The organism is Nocardia sp. NBC_01327 (genome assembly GCF_035958815.1).
Classification (GTDB): Bacteria; Actinomycetota; Actinomycetes; order Mycobacteriales; family Mycobacteriaceae; genus Nocardia.
The window spans coordinates 503,281-521,983 of record NZ_CP108383.1 but is presented as its reverse complement, the minus strand read 5'-3'; the positions used below and the strand labels follow the sequence as shown (position 1 = coordinate 521,983).

At 65.1% G+C, this 18,703-nt stretch carries 16 protein-coding genes and 2 tRNA genes; 5 read left to right on the top strand and 13 right to left on the bottom strand.

Translation table 11 applies throughout. From position 1 onward, the window contains the following. Positions 1 to 40 precede the first annotated feature (40 nt). Positions 41 to 238 carry a hypothetical protein gene (locus OG326_RS02280; RefSeq protein ID WP_327142966.1) on the top strand — a complete coding sequence of 66 codons (198 nt, stop codon included), beginning with the start codon at positions 41 to 43 and terminating at the stop codon, positions 236 to 238. Positions 239 to 263: 25 nt separating this feature from the next. Here OG326_RS02280 and OG326_RS02275 read toward each other — a convergent pair whose 3' ends face one another. From OG326_RS02275 to dnaA, 13 genes are all read right to left on the bottom strand, one after another. Next, positions 264 to 1,109, bottom strand: a complete 846-nt coding sequence (locus tag OG326_RS02275; RefSeq protein WP_442790901.1) for an ABC transporter permease — start codon at positions 1,107 to 1,109, stop codon at positions 264 to 266. Further along, positions 1,106 to 2,098: an ATP-binding cassette domain-containing protein gene (locus OG326_RS02270; RefSeq protein ID WP_327142965.1), complete on the bottom strand. Its 993-nt coding sequence runs from the start codon at positions 2,096 to 2,098 to the stop codon at positions 1,106 to 1,108. Before OG326_RS02270 ends, OG326_RS02275 begins: the two co-directional genes overlap by 4 nt. Positions 2,099 to 2,479: 381 nt before the next feature. Further along, on the bottom strand, positions 2,480 to 3,505 hold the full coding sequence (locus tag OG326_RS02265) for an adenylate/guanylate cyclase domain-containing protein (protein WP_327142964.1): 1,026 nt from the start codon (positions 3,503 to 3,505) through the stop codon (positions 2,480 to 2,482). Positions 3,506 to 3,572: 67 nt separating this feature from the next. Next, positions 3,573 to 3,645: transfer RNA gene (locus OG326_RS02260), tRNA-Ala, on the bottom strand. 40 nt (positions 3,646 to 3,685) lie between these two features. Continuing rightward, positions 3,686 to 3,796, bottom strand: coding sequence for a DLW-39 family protein (locus OG326_RS02255; protein ID WP_327142963.1), 111 nt, complete (start codon positions 3,794 to 3,796; stop codon positions 3,686 to 3,688). A 29-nt stretch (positions 3,797 to 3,825) separates the two neighbouring features. Next, positions 3,826 to 3,899: transfer RNA gene (locus OG326_RS02250), tRNA-Ile, on the bottom strand. A gap of 146 nt (positions 3,900 to 4,045) precedes the next feature. Beyond that, positions 4,046 to 4,882 (bottom strand): DUF3566 domain-containing protein, encoded by an 837-nt coding sequence (locus tag OG326_RS02245; protein ID WP_327142962.1) that lies wholly within the window; start codon positions 4,880 to 4,882, stop codon positions 4,046 to 4,048. Between the two features lie 161 nt (positions 4,883 to 5,043). Continuing rightward, a complete protein-coding gene (gene gyrA, locus OG326_RS02240) occupies positions 5,044 to 7,557 on the bottom strand; it encodes a DNA gyrase subunit A (protein WP_327142961.1) in 2,514 nt (837 codons plus the stop codon). A gap of 85 nt (positions 7,558 to 7,642) precedes the next feature. Further along, positions 7,643 to 9,676: a DNA topoisomerase (ATP-hydrolyzing) subunit B gene (gyrB, locus tag OG326_RS02235; RefSeq protein ID WP_327142960.1), complete on the bottom strand. Its 2,034-nt coding sequence runs from the start codon at positions 9,674 to 9,676 to the stop codon at positions 7,643 to 7,645. A gap of 442 nt (positions 9,677 to 10,118) precedes the next feature. Then, positions 10,119 to 10,718 carry a DUF721 family protein gene (locus OG326_RS02230; RefSeq protein ID WP_327142959.1) on the bottom strand — a complete coding sequence of 200 codons (600 nt, stop codon included), beginning with the start codon at positions 10,716 to 10,718 and terminating at the stop codon, positions 10,119 to 10,121. Positions 10,719 to 10,867: 149 nt separating this feature from the next. Continuing rightward, positions 10,868 to 12,040, bottom strand: coding sequence for a DNA replication/repair protein RecF (gene recF / locus OG326_RS02225; protein WP_327142958.1), 1,173 nt, complete (start codon positions 12,038 to 12,040; stop codon positions 10,868 to 10,870). Positions 12,041 to 12,187: 147 nt separating this feature from the next. Next, the gene (gene dnaN, locus OG326_RS02220; protein WP_327142957.1) at positions 12,188 to 13,357 is read right to left on the bottom strand and encodes a DNA polymerase III subunit beta; all 1,170 of its coding nucleotides are present in this window, start codon (positions 13,355 to 13,357) and stop codon (positions 12,188 to 12,190) included. Positions 13,358 to 14,124: 767 nt separating this feature from the next. Further along, positions 14,125 to 16,023, bottom strand: a complete 1,899-nt coding sequence (dnaA, locus tag OG326_RS02215; protein ID WP_327142956.1) for a chromosomal replication initiator protein DnaA — start codon at positions 16,021 to 16,023, stop codon at positions 14,125 to 14,127. 571 nt (positions 16,024 to 16,594) lie between these two features. Here dnaA and rpmH point away from each other — a divergent pair. From rpmH to yidC, 4 genes are all read left to right on the top strand, one after another. Next, entirely contained in the window at positions 16,595 to 16,738 is a 144-nt protein-coding gene (gene rpmH, locus OG326_RS02210; protein ID WP_297610748.1) for a 50S ribosomal protein L34, read from the top strand. A 134-nt stretch (positions 16,739 to 16,872) separates the two neighbouring features. Next, complete coding sequence (rnpA, locus tag OG326_RS02205; protein WP_327142955.1) at positions 16,873 to 17,277, top strand: ribonuclease P protein component; 405 nt, start codon at positions 16,873 to 16,875, stop codon at positions 17,275 to 17,277. After that, positions 17,274 to 17,600, top strand: a complete 327-nt coding sequence (yidD, locus tag OG326_RS02200) for a membrane protein insertion efficiency factor YidD (protein WP_297610742.1) — start codon at positions 17,274 to 17,276, stop codon at positions 17,598 to 17,600. The genes rnpA and yidD overlap by 4 nt, the downstream gene beginning before the upstream one ends. 4 nt (positions 17,601 to 17,604) lie before the next feature. After that, positions 17,605 to 18,693, top strand: coding sequence for a membrane protein insertase YidC (gene yidC, locus OG326_RS02195; RefSeq protein WP_327142954.1), 1,089 nt, complete (start codon positions 17,605 to 17,607; stop codon positions 18,691 to 18,693). Positions 18,694 to 18,703 lie beyond the last annotated feature (10 nt).

The window sequence follows — 18,703 nt, the reverse complement described above, 5'->3', positions numbered from 1 at the left end:
CTCGGGTGCGCGAAAACCATTGCTGTGTCAAAGTGGTCGGATGGAGCTGGGGCGTTCTTCCGGAATTTTCCGTCGCAATCGGATCATCGTGGCGGCGGTGCTCGCTGTCGCGGGCGGCGCCGTCGCGTTTTTCGTGAGCCGGCGGCCCCAGCCGCCCGCCCCCGCCGCGGAGCCGCCGCGCCTCGGGTATTCCCGCAACGGCTCCAGCCCCTCTCCGATCGCGGAATCCGCGCGCTGAGAAGGTAATTCGACCTGCTCCCGAGTCAGCGACTCACGGAGCGCTTGTACTGCGCCAGCGCCAGCGGCACGAATACGGCGAGAATCACCACGACCCATAGCAGTGTTGTCGCCACCGGATGCTGCATCGGCCACACATCGGTGCTCGGCCCCATCGGACTGGTATTGCCGAACAGATCCCGGCTCGCCTGCGTGACCGCCGAGACCGGATTCCACTCCGCGATCACCCGGAGGACGGTGGGCAGCGTGGCGGTGGGCACGAAGGTATTGGCGATGAACGTCAGCGGGAAGATCACCATGAAGCTGGCATTGTTGTAGACCTCCGGCGCCCGCACCAGCAGGCCCACCACCGCCATGATCCACGAGACGGCATAGGCGAACAGCAGGAGCAGCACGTAGGCGAGCACCGCGTCGAGGAACGAACCGCGAATGCGCCAGCCCACCGCGAGACCGGTCAGCGACATGACCACCAGGCTCACCAGATTGATGCACACATCGGCGATCGTGCGGCCGATCAGCACCGCCGACGGCGCCATGGGCAGCGAGCGGAAGCGGTCGATAATGCCCTTCTGCATATCCTCCGCGAGGCTCAGCCCGGTGAAGGTGGCGCCGAAGACCACGGTCTGCGCGAAGATGCCCGCGATCAGGAATTCGCGATAAGAGGTGCCCTGCAACTGAATTGCCGAACCGAAGACGTACGCGAACAGCAGCACGAACATGATCGGCGACAGCGTCGAGAAGATCAGCACATCGGGCACGCGCCGAATCTTGATGACATTGCGCTTGGTGATGGTGACGCTGTCGGTGAACACCATCGCCAAACGCGCTGCGGGCGAAGGATTGTCGACGGTGGTCTGCAGTGCGGCGCTCATCGGGCACCGCCCGCGGTCGGCTCGGCGGACTTGGCGCCATTGATCAGATCGTCGGCCTCGTGCCCCGTCAGCGACAGGAACACATCGTCCAGCGAGGGCCTGCGTAACCCGACATCATGAATGACCACTTCATGTTTCGAGAGCAGACCGATGGCATCCACCAGCGCCTGCGAGCCGTCGTTCACCGGCACGATAATGCGCCGCATACTGGGCTCGAGCCGAATCTCGCCCTGCGCCAAGCCTTCCAGCGCGCGCTGGGCGATGCCCAGATTGTCCGCATGGTCGACAACAAGCTCGATGCGATCACCACCCACGAGCGCCTTCAGCTCATCGGAGGTGCCCTCGGCAATGACCTTGCCGTGGTCGATGACCGCGATGGAATCGGCCAGTCTGTCCGCCTCCTCCATGTACTGGGTGGTCAGCAGGAGCGTGGTGCCGCCGGCGACCAGTTCGTCGATGACATCCCAGAGATCCAGGCGCGCACGGGGATCCAGGCCGGTGGTCGGTTCGTCCAGGAACAGCACCGGCGGATTGGCCACCAGCGCGCCCGCCAGATCGAGCCGTCTACGCATACCGCCCGAATACCCCTTCACCGGACGATCGGCGGCATCGCTGAGCCGGAAGCGGTCCAGCAGCTCCCGCGCTCGCTCCTTACTGCGCTGCACGCCCATGTGATAGAGACGGCCGACCATCTCGAGATTCTCGAAGCCCGTGAGGTATTCGTCCACGGCCGCGTACTGACCGGACGCGCCGATGCGCGCACGCAACCGCTGCGGTTCCCGCAGAACATCCACGCCCGCAACGGTTGCCCGCCCGGCGTCGGGCACCAGCAGAGTAGTGAGTACGCGCACGGTGGTGGTCTTGCCCGCGCCGTTGGGACCGAGCAGCGCGGTGACGGTGCCTTCCGGCACCACGAGATCGAGTCCGTCAAGTGCGACCAGTTTGCCGTATTTCTTGACCAGACCCTCGGCGACTATTGCGTCGGGCATGATTCTCCTGATGTCTCGCGAGTTGGCAGCCGCAGGGGCTCTGAGCTGCACAGATGCTGCTGAACAAGACCGGACATTCAGGGCAAGTATGCCCCGGCGCGGCGGCGGAGGCCACACATTAACGACCGCATCCCGCCGGGGGTCCGAGACAGCCAGCTCCCGTGCGAACATATGTTCGCACGCGGGTACGACACTTTTTCCCGCAAAAAATCTTCGAACGCGATGCCCCGATTTCCACGCAATCAGCCGGTGTCGCGTAGGATCGATCGCGTCGGCCCCTCCCCCCCGGGCCGACCTTACGCGGGCCTCGGCTAACTCCCCCCCTTCGCCGAGGCCCGCCCCCATGTCTGGGGTAGGAATCAGCGCAGGTAGTTCGCCTTTTCAGACCAGTGGACGAATCTCATTGCGGCGCAAGACATGCCCGTGGAGGCGGTTGATGCCCTTCACTCGGACCGTGCGCAGGTGGCGCAGATCGAATTGCGGGTCGCCGACAATCGACTGTGCCGCACTGTCATCGATGAGTACGGTGCCCGGGCGGGCCACACCTGTAAGGCGGGCCGCAACATTCACGACCGAGCCGTAGAGGTCGCCGAAGCGCTGCAGGACGTCGCCGTAGGCCAGGCCGACCCGGAGCTCCTGGGTGACGCCGTGTGAGGCGGTGGCGGCCTCCTGGATGGCCAGGGCGATGCGGGCGCCGTCCTTCGCGGTATTGGCCGCGAACATGACTTCATCGCCGACGTTCTTGATGACCCAACCACCGTGCGCCGTAATGGCATTGCTGGTGGCCGTCTCGAACGCCTCCAGCAGCGAGGAGAGCTCCTCGGGATCCAGGTGCCGGGTCAGGCGGGTGTAGCCGACCATATCGGCGAAGCCGACCGCCAGCACCCGCATGGTGTCCCCCGCGACCGCGCCCTCCTCCAGCGACCGCGACAGGGCCGCGTCCAGGTGCCGCCGCCACGCATAGGACATGAGCGCCTCGAGCTCGGCCACCACCTCTTCGGTCGCGGCGCGCGCCACCTGTTCGTGATCGGCCGCCGGATCCTCGGCGGTGTTCTTGGCAATGCGATCGAGGATCTCCTCGGTCACCAGATCGACCTGCCATTCGGCCAGCCGGGCCATGGAGCGGCCCAGGGTGCGCGCGGCGGTCGTCTGCCGGTGAATATCCGCGGAGGCAAGCACATTCAGCTTGCTGAAGATTTTGGCCGCATCGATATCGGCATCGGTGTACTCGACGGCCGAATCGTCCGGATCGGCCGGAAATCCGAGAGAAACCCACAGGCGCCGCGTCAGCGAGGAGGGCACCTTGGTGAGCGCGGTGACTTCGCGCCGATTGTATTTGCGCTGCCCGTTCAGCAGGAACGGCTCCACCACCGATTGGACCAGCTTGGAGATCTCCGGGGAAGCCATGCCGCCACCTTACGGGGCGCATGTGCTCGGAATAAGACAGCCACGAAGGGCTGTGATAATTAACGAGTGGAGCCTAGGGGAATCGAACCCCTAACCCCTGCCTTGCAAAGGCAGTGCTCTGCCAATTGAGCTAAGGCCCCCAGCCGGGATGTCTGTGCTTCCACAGGATCCCGAAGAGGATCAGCGAGTGGTGACCTCGTGCCACAGGTCCGCATCGCTTCGCTGGCGCAGCTTGCTGATTCCGAAGATCACCGCGGCGACAACGCCGACCATGAGGAGAGTTTTCAGCATGAATCCCACCCTACTGTGATGTTCAGGAGTGGGCCTAGGAGGACTTGAACCTCCGACCTCTTCGTTATCAGCGAAGCGCTCTAACCGCCTGAGCTATAGGCCCTCATCCAGCTCCGAGTCTGTGACTCGAACCGAGGCTGAAGATTACCCGACGACAGCGCGGATAAGCAAAACGGCTGGTCACCGGCCTGAAATCACAGGCGGGACCAGCCGTTTCGACAAGCCTCTAATCCGGGTCGGACAGGGTCTCTAATCCGGATCGGACAGGGTCACCTGAATGCCGCCGACCAGATCGGTGCACTGGTTGTAGACGAACACGCCGACCGTCGAAAGTGCTGTCAGCAACACCACATTGATGAGACCGATGACACTCGCGTAGCCGAACACCGTGCCGGCGTCGATCAGCCCCGAGGAGGAGCTGTCCGACACCATGTCGGTGAAGGTGCTGTTGAGCCGGCCCCACACACCCATGCCCTCGAGCACCAGGTACAGCAGGCCGACCGCCAGCATCCACACGAAGAACAGCGCGACGCTGATGACCAGCGACACCTTCAAGGTGGACCACGGGTCGATATGGCGCACCTGCACGGTGGCCCGCAGCGGCTCCCCGGTCGCGGCGGCGGCAGCGACCGCCGCCGGAGCGGACGGCGATACCGGACCGGACGGCGGAATCGGCTCCGGCGGGGGCAGCGGATGCCGCATCTCCGACAGATCCGGCAGATCCTTCACCAGTTCCGGACGGGCGATGCTACGGGTGGGTCCGTCGATGCCGACGGACTTCACCATGGCGGCCTCCTTGCGTGCCGCCTTGGCCGCCAGATCGGCGGTGGTGCGCGCATTGGAGACACCGGCGTTCAGACCCGCACTGCCGGGCCTGCCGGTGGTGGGGGCCTGACCCGGGCGGTACAGGTTGGACTGCGGTTCCCGCTGCGGCAGCTGCGACCACCCACCGTCCTGATAGGGCGAACCACCGGACTGACCGTCCACGCCTTCGGGGGCGGTCACCTCCGTCGGATCGCTCATTCGGCCGGAGTTGTCCGGCGCGAAATCGCCGGAGTTGTCCGGCATCTCATTGGATTGCGGCACGCCGCCCTCGTTTCCCGAACCCGGTCGCGGAATAGGCCGCGGCGGAATCGGAGACGGAGCGATTCTCTCGGTCACGCCATTGGCATGACCACGCTGGTCATTCGGCTGATTGGTCAATGGTGAATCCTTCGATCCGTTGTGCCGCCGCTGCTGGGGTGAAACTACTGCTTCGCCGAACCGCTGGTGTCATCTTCGACAACCTGGTCGGGCTCGTCCGCGTTACGCGCGATCGCAAGCAAGGTATCGCCCTCGCCGAGGTTCATCAATCGCACACCCTTGGTCTGGCGTCCAGCCTTGCGAACCTGCTTGGCCACAGTCCGGATAACACCGCCGCCGGATGTAATGGCGTACAGCTCATCCTCGTCGTCGACGATGAGCGCACCGACCAGACTGCCACGTTTCTCGTCGTATTGAATGGTCAATACGCCCTTTCCACCACGACCCTGCGCGGTGTACTCCTCGATCGCCGTGCGCTTGGAGTACCCACCGGCCGTCGCGACAAGCAGGTAGTTCTGGTCGCCCTCGCGAACCACGTTGAGCGACAACAGTTCATCGGCCTGATTGAACCGCATGCCCTGCACGCCGGAGGTGGCGCGGCCCATCGGGCGCAGCACCTCGTCATTGGCGGAGAAGCGGATCGACTGGCCGTGCGCCGACACCAGCAGCAGATCGTCATCGGCCGAACACAGTGCCGCGCCGACCAATTCGTCACCATCGCGAAGATTGACCGCGACGATGCCGCCGGTGCGGTTGGAGTCGAAGTCGGTCAGACGGGACTTCTTGACCAGGCCGTTGCGGGTCGCCAGCACCAGATGCGGGGCGTCCTCGTAGGTGGTCAGCTGAATGACCTGGGCGATCTTCTCGTCCGGCTGGAAGGCCAGCAGGTTCGCCACGTGCTGACCGCGGGCGGTGCGGCTGGCCTCGGGCAGCTCGTACGCCTTGGCGCGGTAGACCCGGCCCTTGTTCGTGAAGAACAGCAGCCAGTCGTGCGTGGAGGTGATGAAGAAGTGCCGGACCAGATCGTCCTGCTTGAGGCCCGCGCCCTGCACGCCCTTGCCGCCGCGCTTCTGCGAGCGGTAGAGGTCGGTCTTGGTGCGCTTGGCATAGCCGGTCTCGGTGATGGTGACGACCACGTCCTCGCGGGCGATCAGGTCCTCGTCCGTCACGTCGCCGTCGGAGGCGATGATCTTGGTGCGCCGGTCGTCGCCGTACTTGTCGACGATCTCGGTCAGCTCGTCGCGCACGATGGCGCGCTGGCGCTCCGGCTTCTCCAGAATGTCCTTGAGATCGGCGATCTCGAGCTCGATCTTCGCCAATTCGTCGACGAGCTTCTGACGCTCCAGGGCGGACAGGCGGCGCAGCTGCATATCCAGGATGGCGGTCGCCTGGATCTCGTCGATCTCCAGCAACTGCATCAAACCGGTGCGCGCGGTGTCGGTATCGGCCGAACGGCGGATCAGGGCGATCACGGCGTCCAGCTGATCGAGCGCCTTGACCAGGCCGCGCAGGATGTGGGCCCGCTCCTCGGCCTTGCGCAGCAGGTACTTGGTGCGCCGGACGATGACTTCCAACTGGTGGTTCACATACAGCCGGATCATCTGATCCAGGCGCAGCGTGCGCGGCACCCCGTCCACGATCGAGAGCATGTTCGCGCCGAACGAGGTCTGCAGCTGGGTGTGCTTGTAGAGGTTGTTCAGCACCACCTTCGCGATCGCGTCACGCTTGACGGTGACCACGATGCGCATGCCGACACGGTCCGAGGACTCGTCGTGGATGTCGGAGACACCCGCGATCTTGCCGTCCTTCACCTGCTCGGCGATGGCATTGATGAAATTGTCGGTATTGACCTGGTACGGCAGTTCGGTGATGACGATCGTGGTACGCCCGCGGGCGTCCTCCTCGATCTCGACCACACCGCGCATCTTGATCGAGCCGCGACCGGTGCGGTACGCGTCATTGATGCCCGAGGTGCCGACGATCAGGCCGTAGGTCGGGAAGTCCGGACCCTTCACCCGCTCGATGCACGCCTCGAGAGTGGCTTCCTCGTCCGCGAGGTGATTGTCCAGCGCCCAGAAGATGGCCTCGGACAGCTCGGTCAGATTGTGCGGCGGGATATTGGTCGCCATACCGACGGCAATACCGTTGGAGCCGTTCATCAGCAGCGCCGGCACGCGCGCCGGGAGCACCACCGGCTCCTGCGTCTTACCGTCGTAGTTCGGGGTGAAATCGACCGTCTCGTGGTCGATCTCGCGCAGCATCTCCATGGCCAGCGGAGTCAGGCGGCACTCCGTGTAGCGCATGGCGGCCGCGCCGTCGTTGCCGCGCGAACCGAAGTTGCCCTGACCGTCCACCAGCGGATAGCGCAGCGACCACGGCTGCGCCATGCGCACCAGGGTGTCGTAGATGGCCGTATCACCGTGCGGGTGGTAGTTACCCATGGTGTCGGCGACCGGGCGCGCGGACTTCACATAGCTGCGATCGGGGCGGTAGCCGTTGTCGTACATCGCGTACAGGATCCGGCGGTGCACCGGCTTCATACCGTCGCGCACCTCGGGCAGCGCGCGCCCGACGATCACGCTCATGGCGTAGTCGATGTAGGAGTTCTGCATCTCCTGCTGGATATCGACCGGCTCGATGCGGTCGCCACCCGAGGGCGGAAGCGAAGTCTCAGTCATGAATTGGTCTCCGTAGGAAGTCTTTTGGGAGGGTGCTCGACGCAGGTGGGGGCCAGGGGAATCGAACCCCTAACCCCTGGCTCCGCTAAACGTCGAGGAACCGAACGTCCTTGGCATTGCGAGTGATGAAGCTGCGCCGGGCTTCCACGTCCTCACCCATGAGGATGGAGAACAGCTCGTCGGCAGCGGCGGCATCGTCGAGCGTGACGAGGCGCAGCACGCGCACCGAAGGATCCATCGTGGTCTCCCACAGCTCCTTCGGGTTCATCTCGCCCAGACCTTTGTAGCGCTGGATGCCGTCGTCCTTGTTGATCCGCTTGCCCGCCGCGAGGCCGGCCTCGAGCAGACCGTCGCGCTCGCGGTCGGAGTACGCGAACTCCGGCTCGGTGCGCTGCCACTTGAGCTTGTACAGCGGCGGCTGCGCCAGATACACGTGACCCTGCTCGACCAGCGGCCGCATGAAGCGGAACAGCAGCGTGAGCAGCAGCGTCGAGATGTGCTGGCCGTCCACGTCGGCGTCGGCCATCAGCACGATCTTGTGATAGCGCAGCTTGGCGATATCGAACTCGTCGTGGATGCCGGTGCCGAAGGCGGTGATGATCGCCTGGACCTCGTTGTTCTTGAGCACCTTGTCGATACGCGACTTCTCGACATTGATGATCTTGCCGCGCAGCGGCAGAATCGCCTGGTACATCGAGTCACGACCGGACTTCGCCGAACCACCGGCGGAGTCGCCCTCCACGATGTAGATCTCGGACTTCACCGGATCCTTGGAGCGGCAGTCGGCCAGCTTGCCGGGCAGACCGCCCAGATCGGTGGCGGACTTGCGCCGCACCAGCTCTCGCGCCTTCCGCGCCGCGACCCGCGCCTGCGCCGACGAAACCGCCTTGGTGACAATCGTCTTCGCATCGGCCGGATTGGCCTCGAACCAGTGCGCCAGGTGCTCGTTGCAGGCGCGCTGCACGAACGACTTCACCTCGGTATTGCCGAGCTTGGTCTTGGTCTGGCCCTCGAACTGCGGCTCGGAGACCTTCACGGAGACGATGGCGGCCAAACCCTCACGGATATCGTCACCGGTGAGGTTGTCGTCCTTCTCCTTGAGAAGCTTCTTATCCTTCGCGTACTTGTTCACCACCGTGGTGAGCGCCGAGCGGAAGCCCTCTTCGTGCGTGCCGCCCTCATGCGTATTGATGGTGTTGGCGAAGGTGTGCACGGACTCGGAGTAGCCCGAGTTCCACTGCATCGCGACCTCGAGCTCGTGGCCGGTGCCCTTGCCCGTGAACGCCACGATCGAATTGTGGATCGGCGTCTTGGTGCGGTTGATGTGCTTGACGTAATCCTCGAGCCCACCGGGGTAGTGGTAGGTCCGCGTCTTCACCTTCGGCGTCGCGACCGGGGCGTTCTCGTCGAGATGCTTGGGCGCCTCGGCGGTATCGCTCACCACATCGTCGGTGATATCGCTCTCGGCCACCCGCTGATCGGTGAGGGTGATGGTCAGTCCCTTGTTCAGGAACGCCATCTCCTGCAGCCGGCGCGCGACCGTCTCGAAGTTGTAGACGGTGGTCTCGAAGATATTCGGATCGGCCCAGAACCGGATGGTGGTACCGGTGCGCCTGGTGGCCTCCCCCTGCACCAGCTTGCCCGGCTTGGAATCCTTGTACTCCTGGGTCCAGTGGTAGCCGTCGACATCGATATCCGCTTCCAAGCGGGTCGAGAGGGCGTTCACCACCGAGATGCCGACGCCGTGCAGACCACCGGAGATCGCATAGGAGTCGGAGTCGAACTTGCCGCCGGCGTGCAGCTGGGTCATGACCACCTCGATGGTGGGCACGCCCTGCGCATGCATGGCGACCGGAATACCGCGGCCGTCGTCCACGACCTCGACACCGCCGTCGGCCAGCATGGTGACATCGACGCGCGTGGCGTGACCCGCCATCGCCTCGTCGACCGAGTTGTCGACGACCTCCCAGATCAGGTGGTGCAGACCGCGCTCACCCGTGGAGCCGATGTACATACCCGGCCGTTTACGAACGGCTTCGAGGCCCTCGAGGACGGTGATGGAGTCGGCACCGTATGTGCCCGACTTAGGTTTGGTCGAGCCGTCTGCGTTGGAGTCCATGGCAGCCACTGGTCGGTAGCTCTCCTTACTTGCTGATCCTCCGAGCGCTGAACGGTGAGCACACGTGGGGCCCCGGGGCATGTCTGCTCGAGGGTTACGGGTCCACGCGCGAGCTGTCGCCGAACGCGCCGGGAGGTATCGCCGCTAGTTACTCCTACATCCTACTGGTACGACCGACACAGAATGCACCTATGACACCCCTGTGTGCGCCGTAGGTGCGTGAAATCGACCAGCAATATGTCCGGTCATGGGTGACGGGGGTCCGGGGAGCTTCAGCGGGCTGTCGTGCGGACCACCGGGTGAGTTAGCGACGAAGTGCGCGAAGATCGAGTCGCGGGGGCGTCGCGCACAGTTTGCCCGGGCCGGCGTTTTCGGCGATGTTCCACGTGAAACGGTCAGCTGACCAGGACAACAGGGTTGCCGCACAGGCGATTCCGGGTGGTTACCCGTACGTATCGCGCGGGCCGCGTCCCTTCACGTGACGCTCGCCCTTGCGCCAACTGGGTGCGGTCGGGCCGTTGATGCGCAGCTGCGTGACGATCCCGTGGCCCACCGCGGCGGCGATCTTGGCCAGAATCTGCGACTGGAACATTCGCAGCTGCGTCGCCCACGCGGTCGACTCCGCCTGGATGCTCAGCACATTGTTCTCCAGCGAAACCGGCTGCGCATGGGAGGCGATGTCCTCCCCCACCACCTTCGCCCACTGGCCGAACACCATGCCCTCGGCGACCTTGCCGGACCAGCCGCGCCCCTTGGCCAGCTTGCCGGTCAGTGCGCCGAGCAATTGCGGATCACGTTCATCGGGCCCGGAACCGGACCAGCCGCGGCGGCGGCCGCGCAGCGCGCGCACCCCGCCGGTCCGCGGCGACGCCCGGCCCTGGCCCACCGATTTACCGGCGGCCCGGGCCGCGGCACGGGCCTCCTCCAGCGCCCGGCGGGCCAGATCCACACCGCGCAGCTCGGATTCGGGACCGGCGGCGGCCGGCGTACCCGCGGCGGCGGCCGGGCGGTGCGGATCGGCGGCTGGCGACTGCTCGGCCATGCACTCATCCCTTCGTCCGCGAGGTGGTCGGCTCGGAGATCACCCTGCTGTGGAGATCATCCGTTCGTTCCCGGCGATTCTGCCGCATCCCGCCGACAGACACGCTCGGCGAGGCCGTGATGTCGCACTCGCGCCACCAGCCGAGCGGCCTACTCCACGATTCGCGACACCCGCTGATCGGCTTCCCCGGTGGTCTCCACCCGCAGCGGCGTCGCCGCCAGCTCCGCCGGCACATCCTCCGGCACCGCGGCCGTGATCAATACCTGCTCCGCCCCGGCGGCCACCGCGGCCAGTGCGGCGCGGCGGCGGCGATCCAGTTCGGCGAACACGTCATCGAGAATCAGCACCGGATCGGTGCCCGCGGTACGCAGCAGCTCGAACGCGCCGAGACGCAAAGCCAGTGCGAACGACCAGGATTCGCCATGACTGGAGAAACCCTTCGCGGGCGCGGAACCGAGCATCAGCTCCAGATCGTCACGGTGCGGGCCGACCAGGCACACCCCGCGCTCCAACTCCTTCTGGCGCGCATTCGCCAACTCGCGCAGCAGGATCGCCTCGAGCGCCTCATCGTCCCCGGGCTCCGGCGTCCGCGCGGGATCCTGGAATTCCACAGGCAGATAACCACTTCGGTATGCGATCGACGCAGGTCGCGACTCCGGCGCAATCGATCCATAGGCCTGTGCAAGATGTGGATAAAGTTCGTGCACCAGTTGCAGCCGATGCGCCAGCAGCACCGCGCCGTGCGCCGCGAGATGTCCGTCCCACACGTCGAGGGTGCTCAGATCCGTACCGCGCGACCCGGAACGCGCCTGCCGCCCAGCGGTTTTCAACAGGGCCGAACGCTGCCGCAGCACCTTGTCGTAATCCGCGCGCACCCCGGCCATCCGCGGCAATTGCGCCGTGGCCAGCTCGTCCAGGAAACGACGGCGCTCGGACGGGTCGCCGCGCACCAGCGCCAGATCCTCCGGCGCGAACAACACCGTTTGCAGAATCCCCAGGATCTCGCGCGACCGCCGCACCGGCGAACGATTGATCTGCGCCCGATTCGCGGAGCCCTGATTGAGCTCCATATCCACCCGCAACTCACGACCGGTATTCACCACGGTCGCACCGATCCGGGCGCGCTGCGCACCCAGGCGGATGAGCGGGGCATCGGCCGACACTCGGTGTGAACCGAGTGTGGACAGATAGCCGACGGCCTCGATCAGGTTCGTCTTGCCGTTGCCGTTGGCGCCCAGGAATACCGTTCGGCCCGGTGGCAATTCGAGCTCGGCGGCCTCCCAGGACCGGAAATCGCGCAGCGACAGGGTGCGCACGTACATCCGGTCAGTCCACCGTTCCCTTCGACCTGGGGATAACTACCCCACGCAGTGCAAAAACCCGGCACCGAGTGGTGAAACACCACCCAGCGCCGAGCTTTTCACAGGTTTATCAACAGTGTGCACAGTGCTCTACCGCTCGCGCTGAGATCAGCCCGGCAGCCGCACCGGCATCAACAGGTAGATGTAATTGCTGGCCAGTGCCGCGAACGCACCCGAATCCAGCTGCGCCGGATCCTCCTCCGGCGTCGGCACGAAGACGGCCGGACGGCTGGGGGTGGTGAAACCGAAGGTCACCTTATCGGTGCGCAGCGCGCCCAGGCCGTCCACCAGGTAGCCCGGGTTGAAGGCAATGGTCAGCGATTCACCGCGGAAGTCGGCCTCCAGCCACTCCTCGGCGCGACCGGCATCGTCACCGCCGGCGGAGAGCAGCAGGCCCTCCTCGGAGAACTCCATCCGCACCTGGGCGCCGCGCTCGGCCACCAGGGCCACACGCTTGATGGCCTCGACCAGCTGGCTCACCGAGAGCGTCGCGATGGAGGTGTGCTCCTTGGGGAGCAACTGACGGAACTTGGGGAATTCGGCATCGAGCAGGCGCGTGGTGGTGCGACGGCCGCCGTTCACAATGCCCAGCAGGCCATCGGAACCGGTACCGAACGCCAGCTGCACCGGCTTATCGGACGAACCGAGCGTCTTACCGGCCTCGGACAGCGTGCGGGCCGGGACCAGCACCGCGGTCTCCACATCGGCGCGACCCGGATTCCACTCCAGCTCGCGCACGGCCAGCCGGAAGCGGTCGGTGGCGGCGAGCACCACCTTCGGACCCTCGATCTCGACCCGGATGCCGGTGAGCATGGGCAGCGTGTCATCGCGACCCGCGGCGACGGCGACCTGACCGACGGCCTCGGAGAACAGATCCACGGTGAGCTCACCGGTCTGGGGAGGAAGTTCGGGAAGCTGGGGATAATCCTCGACCGGCATGGTCGGCAGCGAGAACTTCGCACTGCCGCAGGCGATCAGCACACGGGTGCCGTCCACCGACACATCGACCGGCTTGTTCGGAAGTGACTTCGTGATATCGGCCAGGAGACGGCCCGAGACCAGCACCTGCCCCGGTCCGGCGACCTCGGCGGCCACCCGCATCTGCGCGGAGACCTCGTAGTCGAAGCCGGACACGGTAAGACCATCTTCATCGGCCACGAGGAGCACACCGCCGAGCACAGGCACCGGAGGCCGCGACGGCAGGCTGCGGGCCACCCAAGCTACGGATTCGGCGAAGTCCTCGCGAGCGACCCGAAACTTCATGCTTGCAAGCTCCATCGCCCGGTCTGTCCTCTCCCAGTCTCGATCAGTCGTGATCTGAATTCTTCAGGGGCTACTTCCCCCTGGAACCCATGCAGTCTCGCACAGGGGGCCGACATCAAACCGTACCCGCGATCTGCGCGCGCCGGGTCGGAGGGTCCGACTGTCCGATTCGAGGGACGGCCTTCTCGTCCAGGCATCTCTGCTTGTTCATGAAGCCGGGGACCGAGTCCGGCGAACCGTTCGCTCCCAAGCCGACTTTCCACACACCTGTTTTAGAAGAGAAATCTAATTAGAGAGAAATGAAGTAGTAGTAGGCGGTGTGGAATCTGTGGACTTCCCCCCTTTCCGCAGCTCGGAGGGTGTGGCGGCGTGTGGATGTCTCGAGGGTGTCTCGAGGATGAACAGCCGATGGCTGTGGAGTCATCACCAGTTTCCACATTCATCCTCGAGTCATCCTCGAGTTGCTCCACGGTTTCCGGGCCACCTGCGCACATGGGGGCGAAACGGTGGACAACTGGCAGTTTCCTCGAGGACTCCCATGGGACTCCTCGAGGAATCCACAGGGCACAACTCCCATCCGCGCAGGTCAGACCTCGAGGATGAAGCAACCTGTGGGAACTGTGCACTACTGGTTGTGCACCCCTGTTAGTAGAGCCCTGTGAGCGAACCGGTGGACAACTGGCAGTTTCCTCGAGGATTCCACAACGTTTACTCGAGGAATCCACAACCCTGAAAACACAAGACCCCCATGTCAGAAGACATGGGGGCCTGTTAGTTGTGGATCAGCGCGAACGCTGTTTAATTCGGGCTGTGAGTTCCTGAACCTGGTCGTACACCCGGCGGCGCTCGGTCATCTCCTTGCGCACCTTCTTGTCGGCGTACATGACCGTCGTATGGTCGCGGCCGAAGGCCTGGCCGATCTTGGGCAGGGATAGGTCGGTCAGTTCGCGGCACAGGTACATGGCGATCTGGCGGGCCTGGGCCAGCGGCCGGGCCTTACCCGGACCGGTCAGTTCCTCCAGGGTCGTATTGAAGTACTCCGCGGTCACGGCCATGATCGTGGACGCCGTGATCTCCATGGTCGCGGCGTCGGGCATGAGATCGCGCAGCACCACCTCGGCCAGCGACAGATCCAGCGGCTGCCCGTTGAGCGAGGCGAACGCCGTCACCCGGATCAGCGCGCCCTCGAGCTCGCGGATATTGCGCTCCACCCTGGTCGCGATGAGTTCCATCACGTCGTGCGGCACATCCAGGCGATCCATCCGGGCCTTCTTACGCAGGATCGCGATCCGCGTCTCCAGCTCCGGCGGCTGCACATCGGTGATGAGGCCCCATTCGAAGCGGGTGCGCAGCCGCTCCTCCAGGGTGGCCAGCTGCTTGGGCGGCCGGTCCGAGGACACCACGATCTGCTTGTTGGCGTTGTGCAGGGTGTTGAAGGTGTGGAAGAACTCCTCCTGGATACCTTCCTTACCCTCGATGAACTGGATGTCGTCTACCAGCAGGATGTCGGTCTCCCGGTAGCGGCGCTTGAACGCCACCTTCCGGTCGTCGCGCAGCGAGTTGATGAAGTCGTTGGTGAATTCCTCGGTGGACACGTACTTCACCCGCATGCCGGGGAACAGTCGCTGGGCGTAGTGACCGGCCGCGTGCAGCAGGTGCGTTTTGCCCAAACCTGAAGCGCCCCAAACGAACAGCGGGTTGTAGGCCCGCGCCGGAGCCTCCGCGATGGCGACCGCGGCCGCGTGCGCGAACCGGTTCGAGGCGCCGATGACGAAGGTCTCGAAGGTGTACTTGGCGTTCAGGCTGTTGGCCGAGGACGGCTGCGGCGCCTCCCGCTCGGGCGACTTGTTGAAGTACGTCGGCCACGAGTTGCGAGCGTTCACCACCGGCTCGTCATCCCGATCCCGGTCCTCGTCCACCGGACGGCGGGTGGGCTGTGCGGGCATGGGCTCGGGCTGCGGTTCCTGGAACTGCTGCTCCTGGAACTGCGGAGTGGGCTGCGGCTCCTGGAACTGCGGGGTGGGCTCGGGTGAGAACAGCGATTCCTGCCCGGGCGGCATGGCCGGCGGGCGGTGGTTCTCGCGTCGGCGCGGCGGCTGCTGTGGTTCCGGCTGCGGGGCCGGCAACTGTTCGGCCATCTGCGGCTGCTGGAATTCCACAGGTGGATAAGCATCGCGCTCGGTGTACTCCGAGGGGTAGTCCTGTGCGGGTGCGTAGCGCGGCTGTGGATAGTCCGGCCGCTCCTGGTAGTGCTGTTGCGGACGCTCGGCCGGCGGCTGCGCGGGGGGTGCCGGCTGGTAGCCCATGGGCGCCCGATCCGGCTCGCGGGGGCGTTCGGGGCGGGAGGTCATGCGGGCATGGCGGGGTGCGTTCGGCGACCGGTCGACCGGGGAATTCTGCTGTGCCCGGATCCGCACACCGAGGCCCTCGACCTGGAGACCACGGCGGCCCAGGGACCGCAGAATGGGCTCGCGCAGATCGCGTTCCACCACCTCCTGCGCCATGGTCCCGGGTACCGAGAGCAGGGCGAATCCCTGGGCGAAGGTGATCGGTTCGATGATGCCGAGCCAGGCTTTGTGCGCCTTGCTGACCGGCTGGATCTCACCGTCGGCCGAGCCGCTCGCGAGTTCGGCGATCACCTCGGGCCAGACAGCTGTCAGCACATTCTGCTCGTCGTCCACGAACGTAGTCCTCCCCGGAGCAAGGTCGATTGGAGCAGACGGGCGGCGACTGCTCGATTCCCCCAGGTAACCGGGCGTCGACGAGGACCGTCAGCCACACGAATATGCCACTCCAAGGGTGTTTCCACACAATTATCCACAGATGTGGACAACCTGGGGATGCGTGTCGCATCCCGTCGAATCCCCCCAAACGGACGTAGACCTGCGGTTCTTCAGCAATCAGCTGGCAACTACACGCTAGGTCGGGTGACGTCTGCCAAGGACCGTACACGAAACGGACCTCTCGGCACGAACCCGGTGTTCACCCCCGCGGACACCGGCGTTCAACCCCGCCGGCACCGGTGTTCAACCCCCCGACGGGGGCGGGACAACCGTCACTCCCCCCGAGTTTGACCCTCGTCCAGCAGATCAGTACCCTTCTACAGTCACCCTATGGTGCGGTGGCGGCTGTGTGCTGCCCGTGCCGACAAGGGTATTTGCACCGATGGATCTGATTCGTCGCGTTGCAACACCGTTTCACCGAAAAACTTCGGGCGTCAACCGACGCCCCCACCTATGAGGAGTGTTGACCGTGGCCAAGGGCAAGCGGACGTTCCAGCCGAACAACCGTCGTCGGGCGCGCGTCCACGGCTTCCGTCTCCGGATGCGGACCCGTGCGGGCCGCGCCATCGTGTCGGCTCGTCGTGGCAAGGGCCGCGACAAGCTGACTGCCTGATTCGGAACCCCGGATGCGGCGGCTTGTTGACGGCTCGCCGTGGCGGCTGATGCACGGCTCGCCGTGGGGTCCCATGCACGGCTCTATGAACGACCTCCGTTCTCTTCTCCGCCCGCACTCCGCCGGACGCATCGGTGCTGCCTGAGCCGTATCGGCTGCACCGGCGTACCGACTTTTCCCGGACGGTGCGCCAGGGCCGGCGGATCGGGAAGCGGGATCTCGTTGTGCACGTACTGCTACACGACGATCAGTCCAGCGGGCCGCAACCATCCATCCGGGTGGGCGGTCCGCGTTTCGGGTTGATCGTCAGCAAGGCGGTGGGTAACGCGGTGGTTCGCCACCGGGTGGCCCGCCGCCTGCGTCATATCTGTGCGGCTGTCGCGGCGGAAGTACCCGACGGCACGGATATCGTGCTGCGCGCCCTGCCGGGCGCCGCGGCCGCCTCCTCCGCCGATCTCGAACGGCAGATTCGTGGCGGGCTGCGCAAACTCGGCACCCTGGCCGATTCTGTGGCTTCCAGTGAATCAAGCGAGTCATGAACGCGCTGCGCGCGGCGGCCCGCTTACCGGCCAAAGCTCTGATATTCCTCATCGAGCTGTATCGGACCTACATCTCCCCCACCCGCATGCCCACATGCCGCTTCACTCCCACGTGTAGTGAGTACGCGGTCACCGCACTGCGCACCCGCGGTCTGTTCGTCGGACTCGGACTGGCAGCCGTGCGTCTTGCGAAATGTGCGCCCTGGCACCCTGGTGGGTGGGACCCCGTACCGGAACGTGCTTCACGGCACCGGCACGCGGCAGCAGCCTATGAAGGGTCATCGTCCGCGGTGACCGGCGATACGAACGACGGGAGTACATAACGCCGTGCTCGATTTCATCTACTACCCGGTGTCGGCCATTCTGTGGTTCTGGCACCAAGCCTTCGGGTTCGTGCTCGGCAAGGACAGCGGGTTCGCCTGGGCGCTGTCGGTGGTGTTCCTCGTGTTCACGCTGCGGTTGGTGCTGTTCAAGCCGTTCGTCAAGCAGGTCCGCACCACGAAGCAGATGCAGGAGCTGCAGCCGCAGATCAAGGAACTGCAGAAGAAGTACAAGAACGATCGTCAGCAGATGACGATCGAGATGCAGAAGCTGCAGAAGGACCACGGCTTCAACCCGCTCATGGGCTGCCTGCCCGTGCTGCTGCAGGTGCCGGTCTTCCTCGGCCTGTTCCATGTGCTGCGCTCGTTCAACCGCACCGGCACCGGTATCGGCCAGGTCGGCATGACGCCGTACGCGAACGCCCATACCGCGAACTACATCTTCAGCCCGGGCGACGTCCAGTCCTTCCTGACCGCACGGCTTTTCGGCGCTCCCCTCTCGGGCTTCATGACCGAGAAGGCGAATGTGCTGCAGTCGTTCGCCGAGTACGGCGGCGTGCCCAGCAAGGTGGCCATCGCCGCCGTCTCCATCCCGCTGATGATCATCGCCGGACTGGCGACGCACTTCAATGCGCGCGCTTCGGTGCAGCGGCAGAGCGAGGCGGCCGCCGCCAACCCGCAGGCCGCCATGATGAACAAGCTGGCGCTGTACGTGTTCCCGCTCGGCGTGCTCGTCGGTGGTCCGTTCCTGCCGATCGCCATCCTGATCTACTGGGTCTCCAACAACATCTGGACCTACGCGCAGCAGCATCTCGTCTTCGGTCGTATGGAGAAGGAAGACGAAGAGAAGAAGGCCGTCGCCCTGGAGCGTCGTGCGCAGAATGCGCCGAAGCCGGGTGCCAAGCCGGTCGATACGCGTAAGAAGCCGGTGGAGGACGCGGTCGATTCCGACGGGGTCGATATGGCGAAATCCGATGCGCCGCAGGCCACGCAGAACGGCTCCAAGCCGAATTCGACTCAGGCGAAGCCGAACTCGAACCAGGCCAAGAAGCGGTCCGGCAACCGTGGTCGCGCCAACCAGAAGCGGCGCCGCTGATCTTCTCGTG

What these genes read in the sequence shown, in the direction of transcription:
- OG326_RS02280 (WP_327142966.1), top strand. Translation starts at nt 41, where the DNA reads ATGGAGCTGGGGCGTTCTTCCGGAATTTTCCGTCGCAATCGGATCATC.
- OG326_RS02275 (WP_442790901.1), bottom strand. Translation starts at nt 1,109, where the DNA reads ATGAGCGCCGCACTGCAGACCACCGTCGACAATCCTTCGCCCGCAGCG.
- OG326_RS02270 (WP_327142965.1), bottom strand. Translation starts at nt 2,098, where the DNA reads ATGCCCGACGCAATAGTCGCCGAGGGTCTGGTCAAGAAATACGGCAAA.
- OG326_RS02265 (WP_327142964.1), bottom strand. Translation starts at nt 3,505, where the DNA reads ATGGCTTCCCCGGAGATCTCCAAGCTGGTCCAATCGGTGGTGGAGCCG.
- OG326_RS02255 (WP_327142963.1), bottom strand. Translation starts at nt 3,796, where the DNA reads ATGCTGAAAACTCTCCTCATGGTCGGCGTTGTCGCCGCGGTGATCTTC.
- gyrA (WP_327142961.1), bottom strand. Translation starts at nt 7,557, where the DNA reads ATGACTGAGACTTCGCTTCCGCCCTCGGGTGGCGACCGCATCGAGCCG.
- gyrB (WP_327142960.1), bottom strand. Translation starts at nt 9,676, where the DNA reads ATGGACTCCAACGCAGACGGCTCGACCAAACCTAAGTCGGGCACATAC.
- OG326_RS02230 (WP_327142959.1), bottom strand. Translation starts at nt 10,718, where the DNA reads ATGGCCGAGCAGTCGCCAGCCGCCGATCCGCACCGCCCGGCCGCCGCC.
- recF (WP_327142958.1), bottom strand. Translation starts at nt 12,040, where the DNA reads ATGTACGTGCGCACCCTGTCGCTGCGCGATTTCCGGTCCTGGGAGGCC.
- dnaN (WP_327142957.1), bottom strand. Translation starts at nt 13,357, where the DNA reads ATGGAGCTTGCAAGCATGAAGTTTCGGGTCGCTCGCGAGGACTTCGCC.
- yidD (WP_297610742.1), top strand. Translation starts at nt 17,274, where the DNA reads ATGAACGCGCTGCGCGCGGCGGCCCGCTTACCGGCCAAAGCTCTGATA.